8 protein-coding genes and 1 pseudogene are annotated in these 8,338 nt (G+C 67.5%); 6 read left to right on the plus strand and 3 right to left on the minus strand.

The features are described 5' to 3' along the window. The 3 genes and pseudogenes from Q4F04_RS12805 to Q4F04_RS12815 form a co-directional block, all read right to left on the minus strand. Positions 1-686 (minus strand): annotated as a pseudogene (locus Q4F04_RS12805) (capsular polysaccharide biosynthesis protein); the annotation flags it as partial. Positions 687-688: 2 nt separating this feature from the next. After that, positions 689-1,801, minus strand: a complete 1,113-nt coding sequence (locus Q4F04_RS12810) for a polysaccharide biosynthesis/export family protein (RefSeq protein ID WP_303370218.1) — start codon at positions 1,799-1,801, stop codon at positions 689-691. Between the two features lie 145 nt (positions 1,802-1,946). Continuing rightward, positions 1,947-3,284: a capsule biosynthesis protein gene (locus Q4F04_RS12815; RefSeq protein WP_303370209.1), complete on the minus strand. Its 1,338-nt coding sequence runs from the start codon at positions 3,282-3,284 to the stop codon at positions 1,947-1,949. Between the two features lie 183 nt (positions 3,285-3,467). Between Q4F04_RS12815 and Q4F04_RS12820 the strand changes: the two genes are divergently transcribed. The 6 genes from Q4F04_RS12820 to Q4F04_RS12845 all read left to right on the plus strand — a co-directional run bounded on the left by Q4F04_RS12820 (position 3,468) and on the right by Q4F04_RS12845 (position 8,017). Then, positions 3,468-4,061 carry a riboflavin synthase gene (locus Q4F04_RS12820; protein WP_303370210.1) on the plus strand — a complete coding sequence of 198 codons (594 nt, stop codon included), beginning with the start codon at positions 3,468-3,470 and terminating at the stop codon, positions 4,059-4,061. Between the two features lie 138 nt (positions 4,062-4,199). Continuing rightward, positions 4,200-5,312, plus strand: coding sequence for a 3,4-dihydroxy-2-butanone-4-phosphate synthase (gene ribB, locus Q4F04_RS12825; protein ID WP_303370211.1), 1,113 nt, complete (start codon positions 4,200-4,202; stop codon positions 5,310-5,312). Between the two features lie 6 nt (positions 5,313-5,318). Then, on the plus strand, positions 5,319-5,876 hold the full coding sequence (locus Q4F04_RS12830; protein ID WP_303370212.1) for a 6,7-dimethyl-8-ribityllumazine synthase: 558 nt from the start codon (positions 5,319-5,321) through the stop codon (positions 5,874-5,876). Beyond that, positions 5,873-6,352, plus strand: a complete 480-nt coding sequence (gene nusB / locus Q4F04_RS12835) for a transcription antitermination factor NusB (protein WP_303370213.1) — start codon at positions 5,873-5,875, stop codon at positions 6,350-6,352. The genes Q4F04_RS12830 and nusB overlap by 4 nt, the downstream gene beginning before the upstream one ends. Positions 6,353-6,420: 68 nt before the next feature. Next, positions 6,421-6,732 carry a hypothetical protein gene (locus Q4F04_RS12840; RefSeq protein WP_303370214.1) on the plus strand — a complete coding sequence of 104 codons (312 nt, stop codon included), beginning with the start codon at positions 6,421-6,423 and terminating at the stop codon, positions 6,730-6,732. A 367-nt stretch (positions 6,733-7,099) separates the two neighbouring features. Further along, positions 7,100-8,017, plus strand: a complete 918-nt coding sequence (locus Q4F04_RS12845; RefSeq protein ID WP_303370215.1) for a YdiY family protein — start codon at positions 7,100-7,102, stop codon at positions 8,015-8,017. Positions 8,018-8,338 lie beyond the last annotated feature (321 nt).

An 8,338-nucleotide genomic window follows, 5' to 3' on the forward strand; every position in this document is an offset into this window, starting at 1 on the left:
TCGCAGAGGATCTCGCCCGTCCGCAGGTCGGCGCGGCCCAGATGGCCCCGGCGCAGCCCGGCGGCGGTTTCCGGGTGGGTCCGCAGGACAATGCGGGCGCCGGGGTTTTCGTCCCGTGCGGCCTCGAGCATCCGCAGGAAGGTCCCGCGTCCCGCCCCCATCAGCGAGGCATCCCCCAACGTCTGGTCGATGACCAGCACGAAGCCGGGTTCCGGCGCCGCCGCGTCGGGCAGATGCGCGTTGTATTTCGACAGATCCGCCGCACGTAGCCGGGCCAGCGCGGATTCGGCCTTTGCCGAAAGGGCCGCCGCCTCGGGCGATGAGGCCAGCGTTTCGATCAGCGACGGGGCAGAGGGGTCGAAATGCAGGCCCAGCGGGTCGATCAGCAGGCCGATGGGGCCGCGCCGCCCGACCGGGCTGCGGTGGCGTCCGGGCAGGACGGATCGCACAAACGCGTCCTCGACCGTCACCAGGGCGGCGCCCGTCCGGGCGGCCAGTGCGCGCCCGCGCCAGGCGGTGGGGCTGGCGCCCCAGACGCCGATGCTGTCGTCGGGTCCCGGCCGGCCGACGGCAAGTTGCCAGCCGGCCAGGTTGAGGATGCGCCTGAGGCGGGGACGCGCGAAGAACCCGCCGTTCAGGACGAAAAGCCGCCGCAGGCCGGTCGGGCCGGACGGCTTTCCGGTCATCCTCAGTTCGCGATGTTGTTCAGCGCATTCGCACTGTTCGCGCTGCCGGTGATCGCGCCGAGGGTCTTCTGCCACTGGACGTAGGGCGCCTCGGTCACATAGACCGTGTCGCCGTCGCGCAGCAGGAAGTCCCGCGCAAGGAACAGCCCGTTGGGACGCGTCAGGTCCAGCACATAGGCCATCCGCTGGTCGCCCGCGACGTTCCTGCCCAGCACTTTCTGGGCCACCGACTGCGGCTCGTTGCGCAGCACGAAGACGCCGGTCGGATCGGCGAGGTTCGAGCTGAGGCCGCCCACCATGGCGATCGCCTCGATGGCGTTGATCTCTTCGGACCCCAGCGGCACCTTGGTCTGCCCGCCCAGCGCGCCCAGCGCGGTGAAGCTGCGCTGGTCTTCTTCCACCAGGATCACGTCGCCGGGGCGCAGCGCCACGTCGTTGCGCGGGTTGGCGTAAAGGTCGCGCAGCCAGACGCGGCCGGTGTTGTTGCCGCGCTTGACGGTCACCACCGCGATGTCGGGATCGACGGTGACGCCGCCCGCGCGCGCCAGCATGGCGGACAGGGTGCGGGTCGGCCGCTCGATCGGGAAGACGCCCTGGCCGCCGACCTTGCCCATCACCGAAACCGTCGCGCCGTCGCCGGCGACGCGGGTCACCGTGACCTGCGGGTCGGGGGTCTGGGTTTCAAGCTGCCGGGTGATGATCTGGCGCAGCTCGTCGGGCGAGTTGCCGGCGGCGCGGATGCGGCCCGCATAGGGCACGAAGATATAGCCGCCGCTGTCCACCTGCAGTTCCTGCAGGGGCGTGTTCGACTGGCCCATCGAGGCCAAAAGCCCGTCGTCCACGTTTTCCCAGATCGTCAGGCCCAGCACGTCGCCCGGCCGGATCTCGTCGGCGCCGACAGCGCCTGCGTTGATGAAGTCCGAGCCGAAGCCATAGGCCGGGGTGAAGGACGCCGCGCGGGCCACATGGTCGTTGACATAGATGACATGGGCGTTGCCACCCCGGTCGACCGAGCCGCGGTAGATCTCGTTCTTGTTCGGCCCCGAGCGCGGAAGCGCGCAGGCGGCCAGCAGGGCCATCGACGAAAGCGCCGCGATCCTGAGGGCCACCCGCATTGCACCACCCCGCGAGGCGGGGGTAAGGGAAAGGTCGGTCAAGTCCAGTCTCCTGTCCAGCGGGCGAATCTTGGTCGCTCCGTTTCGTTTTTTCTCACGTTTTCCTTACCGGCTGGCAGGCTGCGTATCCACCGGAACGCGCAGGTCAATGGTCCAGAATGTCCATCTGTTGCCGGTAGCGCGCATGTCCGCCCTCCAGCGCGGCATAAGGGTCGTCGGGGTCCAGCATCATGTCCACGACCAGCCGCAGGGCATGGGCGCGGGACCGGGCGGCGTAGAAGCCGCCGGGCACCTGGCAGGTATCCAGCAGGTAGTTGCGGTAGTCGCGGTAGCGCGCCTGGTCGGGCGGCGCGGGGCGGCGCAGGAAGTCGTCGAGGCCCTGGTCCGACACGAGGCCCGGCTTGGCATAGACCGACCGGCCCAATGCCTTGACCGGCAGCCCCCGCCACAATGCCTGCTGCGCCGCCGTCGAGTTGATCGTCACCGCGGAACGCGCCTGCGACAATAGCCCGGCCAGCTTGCCCCCGCCCACGAAATGCACCCGGTCGGCGATGCCCAGCGCGCAGGCCTGCGCGGTGATCGCCGCCTGCAGGTGGGCTCGCCCGTCTTCCAGCGGATGCGCCTTGAAGACGATGTGATGGTGGCGCGGCGCGGCGCGGGCAAAGGCCTCCAGCACCTCGGCGGTGAAGTCGGACATGGTGAGATAGGGCGAATGGGCGCGGAAGCTTGAATCATGTTCAAGCTGCATCAGCACCAGCACATAGGGAAAGCCCCCGGCCCGGATCGCCCGCGCCTGGCGGCGGCGGCGGGCGGCGTGAAGCGGCGACAGCAGCAGGCGCGACAGGTTCAGCCGGAACTCGCGCCACAGGCTAATGTCGCGGTGCGAGGAAAAGCCCGGATAGCGCCCGTTCGCCACAAGCACCATGAAATGGTAAAGCGCGCCGTAGAACTTGTGCTGGCGCATGTCGCCCCAATGGGCGGGCGGGCGGTTGACCTCGGCCCCGTAGGCGCGCTGGACGGCCCGCATCCGGTCGAGGTCGATGTCCATCAGCGCCGAGAAGCCGTTGGAACCGCCCCGTTCGTAGGTGATCCAGTAGGGGCGCAGGTAGCCTTCCTCGAAGACATGCAGCACCAGCCCGCGTCGCGCCGCCGCCTCGCGCGCCGCGGCATGGATCGGGCGGACGTCGCCGTAAAGGACGATGTCGGTCACCTTCTTTTCGGTGATCAGCCGTTCCAGGTGGTCCGGCCATGCGTCGGGGCCGGCGCTGTGGGCGACAAACCGCGCGCGGTCGCGCCAGAAGAATTCGTCCCCCGCATTGAAGCCAACGCGCCAGGTCGTCGCGCCGGCCGCGCGCAGAAGCCGTGCCAGCCGGTCGAAGAACGGGCCATGCGGACCCTGCAGCAGCAGGAACACCCGTTTGTCGGGGGGCAGATGCGCCATTCTCGAAGGCTGGGCGGGAATGCCCTTGATGAAAGCGTTCATGAACATGTCTGCGGTGTATCGGCGAACGTTCAAACATAGGGCACGGGAAAACTGCTTCCGGGTTAACGCCTGCCGGGTTCATGCGTCAACCTGCCCAGAACGTCAGGTTTTCCGGCGGGGCTTGCGCCCGGCGCGGACGGCGGCCATCGTGTCCCCCTGCAGATCAGCACGCAAGGATAGGCGATGTTCACCGGAATCATCACCGACATCGGCACGGTTGCGGCCGTCGAGATGCGCGGCGACATGCGCGCGCGGATTTCCTGCAACTACGACATGAGCGGCGTGGACATGGGCGCGTCGATCGCCTGCGACGGCATCTGCCTGACGGTGGTGGCCAAGGGGATGGACTGGTTCGACGTGGACATCTCGGCCGAGACGCTGGCGCGTACCAACATCGGCGCAAGCGGCTGGCGGGTCGGGCAGCGGATCAACCTGGAACGGGCGCTGCGGGTGGGCGACGAACTGGGCGGGCATATCGTGTCCGGCCATGTCGATGGCGTGGCCCGTGTCGTCGCCCTGCGGGCCGAGGGCGACAGCCTGCGGCTGAGCCTCAAGGCGCCGGAGGGACTGGCGCGCTTCATCGCGCCCAAGGGCTCGGTCGCGCTGAACGGCACCTCGCTGACGGTGAACGAGGTCGATGGCAACCGCTTCGGCGTGAACCTGATCCCCCATACCCGCGAGGTCACGAACTGGGGCGAGGTGGCCGAGGGCGACCTGGTCAATCTCGAGATCGACACGCTGGCGCGCTATGTCGCCCGGCTGGCCGAGGCGGGATAGGCTGCCCCCGAAGCCGGGGCCTTGCCCCGGACCCCAGGATATTTGAAACCGTCCGAAGCCCTGAAGCGGTGCTTCCATCTTTAACCGGATGGCGGCTTGGGCTAAGCCATCAGCCGAAACGCGCTGCAGGAAGCCAAGATGCACTACGAACAGCCGGGACCGGTCGAGCGCGACTGGTCGGACGCCATTTCCTCGATCGAGGAAATCATCGAGGATGCCCGCAACGGCCGGATGTTCGTGCTGGTCGATCACGAGGACCGCGAGAACGAGGGCGATCTGGTCATCCCCGCCCAGATGGCGACCCCTGACGCGATCAACTTCATGGCGACTCACGGGCGCGGGCTGATCTGCCTTGCGCTGCCCGCCGCGCGGATCGACGCGCTGGGGCTGCCGTTGATGAGCCCCAAGAACTCCAGCCGGCACGAGACCGCCTTCACCCTGTCGATCGAGGCGCGGGAAGGCGTCACGACCGGGATTTCCGCCCATGACCGCGCCCGCACCGTGTCGGTCGCCATCGACCCGACCAGGGGCGCGGCCGACATCGCCACGCCCGGCCATGTCTTTCCGCTGCGCGCCCGCGACGGGGGCGTGCTGGTCCGCGCTGGCCATACCGAGGCCGCCGTGGACATCGCGCGGCTGGCCGGGCTGAATCCCTCGGGCGTGATCTGCGAGATCATGAAGGACGACGGGTCCATGGCCCGCCTGCCCGATCTTGTGGCCTTCGCGCAGAAGCACGGGCTGAAGATCGGCACCATCAGCGACCTGATCGCCTATCGCCGCCGCCACGACAACCTGATCGCCGAACGCGACGCGCGGCACGTCACCTCGGCCCACGGCGGCGAATGGCTGATGCGCGTCTTCGCCGACGAGGCGCAGGGGGGCGAACATATCGTGCTGAGCAAGGGCGACCTGACCACGCCCGAGCCGGTGCTGGTGCGGATGCATTCGCTGGACGCGATGCATGACGTGCTGGGGATCGGGCGCGGCAGCGACCTGCCCGCGGCCATGCGGCTGATCGCCGAGGAGGGCCGGGGCGTCGTGGTCCTTTTGCGCGACCTGTGGCCCACCGTGCCGCGCGTGGGCGAGGCCTCGCCCCATACGCTGCGCCAGTATGGGGTGGGGGCGCAGATCCTCGCGGCGCTGGGCATCCACGAACTGGTGCTGCTGACGAACACCGCGCCGCTGAAGGTCGTGGGCCTTGACGGCTATGGGCTTTCCATCCATTCCACCCGCCCCATCCCGCAGGAGTGACCCGGCATGGCCGCGCTGACCGAACATTACACTCTGCCCGTTCCGCGCTTTGACGCGCCGGTGCGGCTGCTGATCGTGGTTGCCCCCTATTACCGCGCCATCGCCGATGACCTGATCGCGGGCGCGCGGGCGGTGGCCGTAGGGGCAGGGGCCGCCGTCGATCTGGTCGAGGTGCCGGGCGCGCTGGAAATCCCCACCGCCATCGGCATGGCCGGGCGGCTGGCGCAATATGACGGCTACGTGGCGCTGGGCTGCGTGATCCGGGGCGAGACGACGCATTACGACACCGTCTGCAACGACAGTTCGCGCGGGCTGGCGCTGCTGGGGCTGCAGGGGCTGTGCATCGGCAACGGCATCCTGACCGTGGAAAGCATGGAGCAGGCCGCGGTGCGCGCCGACCCCTCGGGGCAGAACAAGGGTGGCGGGGCCGCGAGCGCCGCGCTGCACCTGATCGCGCTGCAGCGGGCCTGGGCAGGGGCAAAGCGTCCCGTGGGCTTCGGCCGCGACGGCGAGCGCGACGTGATCCGGCTTGCGGGCGAACTGGACGGATCGGGGCAGGGATGAGCGACATGCCCGCGCAGCCGCGACCGAACCGCCGCGCCCTCAGCGCCGCAGCCCGCGTCTATGCGGTGCAGGCGCTGTTCCAGATGGAGGCCGCCGACCAGTCCGCCGACCGCGTCGTGCGCGAGTTCGCCAACTGGCGCATCGGCGTCGACTATGACGAGGGCACCTCGCCCGAGGCCGACGAGGACCTGTTCGAGCGTATCGTGGATGGGGTGGTAAACTGGCAGGCCCGTATCGACCAGTTGACCGACCGGGCGCTGGTGGCGAAATGGCCCATCGACCGCATCGACCCGGTGCTGCGCGCCGTCTTCCGCGCCGCCGGGGCCGAGCTGGTGGGGGCGGATACCCCTCCGCGGGTGGTGATCTCGGAATATGTCGCCGTGGCCGACGCCTTCTTCCCCGACGGGAAAGAGGCGCGCTTCGTCAATGCCGTCCTGGACCACATGGCCCGCGCCGCCCGTCCAGAAGCTTTCTAGCCATTCAGGCGGTGACAGGCCGCTTGCGGCACCCTACATATCAAGGGTCACGCATGGGAGGCCGCGCGATGCCCGAGCTCATCCGCCTTTACATCCGCAACATCGTCTTCGGCTTCCTGCTTGCCGTCGCCTTCACCGCGGCGCTGGTTGGGCTGGACGTCGCGAACCTGCGGCATCTGACGCTTGAAACCACGGGCGGCTGGCTGGCGCTGGCGATGCTGGCCATCTTCAACACCCTCGTCTTCGCGGGCGTGCAATTCGCCATCGCGGTGATGCGGATGGCCGAACCCGAGCAGCCTCCGCGCGGGGGCGGACGGGCGCCGGTGACGCCGCCACAACCTGCGGTGGTCCGGATCGCGGCCCCTTCGCGCCGCCCGTGATTCAATCTGGCGAAGTGCAGAAAAGCCATCTTCGCGCCCGGATTGTGGGAGTTTTGCAACAGAAATATGCGGCCCGGATGCAAGTCCGGGCCGCAGTTCGTTCCCGAGGCAAAGCGGTCCAGAGCTTGTCGCCATGCTGCCGGAAGCAAGTTAACAACCTGTAAGTGAAAGAAAATCGGGAAAGAAGTTATCAGAATCGGACCACGATGCCCTGTAGTTGCATGAGTTTGATGAAAGTTCCTTCACGTTTTCGTCATAACAGCAGTCTTCCGCGACTCTCTTAATGACCGGGCACGATCTCCCTACATCTGCGTTGTAGCACCGAGCGGCCCAAGACAGTGGCCGCAAGAGGATCGAGAGGTTCAGCATGAAGAAGATTTCCCTGTTCACCAGCGCATCGGCCCTGGCTCTGCTTCTGGGCGCGCCGGCTTTCGCCCAGTCCGAGTTTGCGACCGGCGGCAACATCACGGGCGCCTCGGCCATCGAGGACCGTCTTGACGATATCGAGGATGACGTTCGGGACGATTTCGACCGTTCCGAAGACGCTGCCCGCTTCGGGCCGGCCGACCGCCGCACTGGGACCTTCGGGTCGGTTGCGCTGACCTATGCCGGCCGTGACGGCACCAGCGAGAACCAGGACCTCAACCTGGCTGGCCGCATTTCGCACAATGTCGGCAACTTCCAGCAGTCGGTGGGCATCCTGCTTGCCTACAGCGAGGACAATGAAGGCAATGCCGAGACCGAAGAAGTGTCGGTCATCTATGACGGCAACTACTACTTCAACGACCAGTTCTATGCCTTCGCCATCGGTCGCCTGACCACCGACGGCGTGGATCTGGATGACCTCAGCGACGCGGACTTCCTGGATCGTGACGGCACGCTGCGCCGCGATGCGTTCTTCGGTGTGGGTCCGGGCTACCGGATCATCAACAACGACACCACCGCTTGGCGCGTGCAGGCTGGTATCGGCATCCGCTACGCCAAGGAAGTTGAGACGGCGATCACCCCGGCTGGTCTTCGCACCACCGACACCAACTCGGACACCAGCGAAGGCTATATCGTGTCGTCGCGGTTCTACCACCGGTTCAACGACCAGTTCTTCCTGACCAACGACACCGACTACCTGACGTCGGATGCCAACGACACGGCCACGAACGAACTGGGCCTGAACTTCCGCATGACGGACGCCTTCTCGACCCGCGTGTCCTACAAGACCGAGTATGTCTCGACCCGCGAGACCCGGACCGACAACACGCTGGGCGTCTCGCTCGTCTACGGCTTCTGATCGTTCCCTGTCGGAAGTCTCATCGGGGAAGGGCGGCCATCCAGCCGCCCTTTCCTTTTGCGTCTCCCGCGCAAGCGAAAAAGGCCGCTCCCGACAGGAGCGGCCTTTTCAGGTGGCGGGAACCGCAGCGACCGTGCCGGCGCAGGTTCCCCCGAAAGCCTGGATGTCCAGGTGGGTGCCGGGTAACAGGACCAGGGCCCTGACAGAGCCAGCCCCCTCGGAGAAGTTATAGGCCAGTGGGAAAAATGGCCGATCACGAGAAGAGCAGAAACCCGCCGGGATCATAGTTGGGGGCCTTGGCCTGCCTGTGCAAGGGGCCGC

Origin of the sequence: Paracoccus sp. (in: a-proteobacteria), from assembly GCF_030536915.1 — a bacterium.
GTDB lineage: Bacteria > Pseudomonadota > Alphaproteobacteria > Rhodobacterales > Rhodobacteraceae > Paracoccus.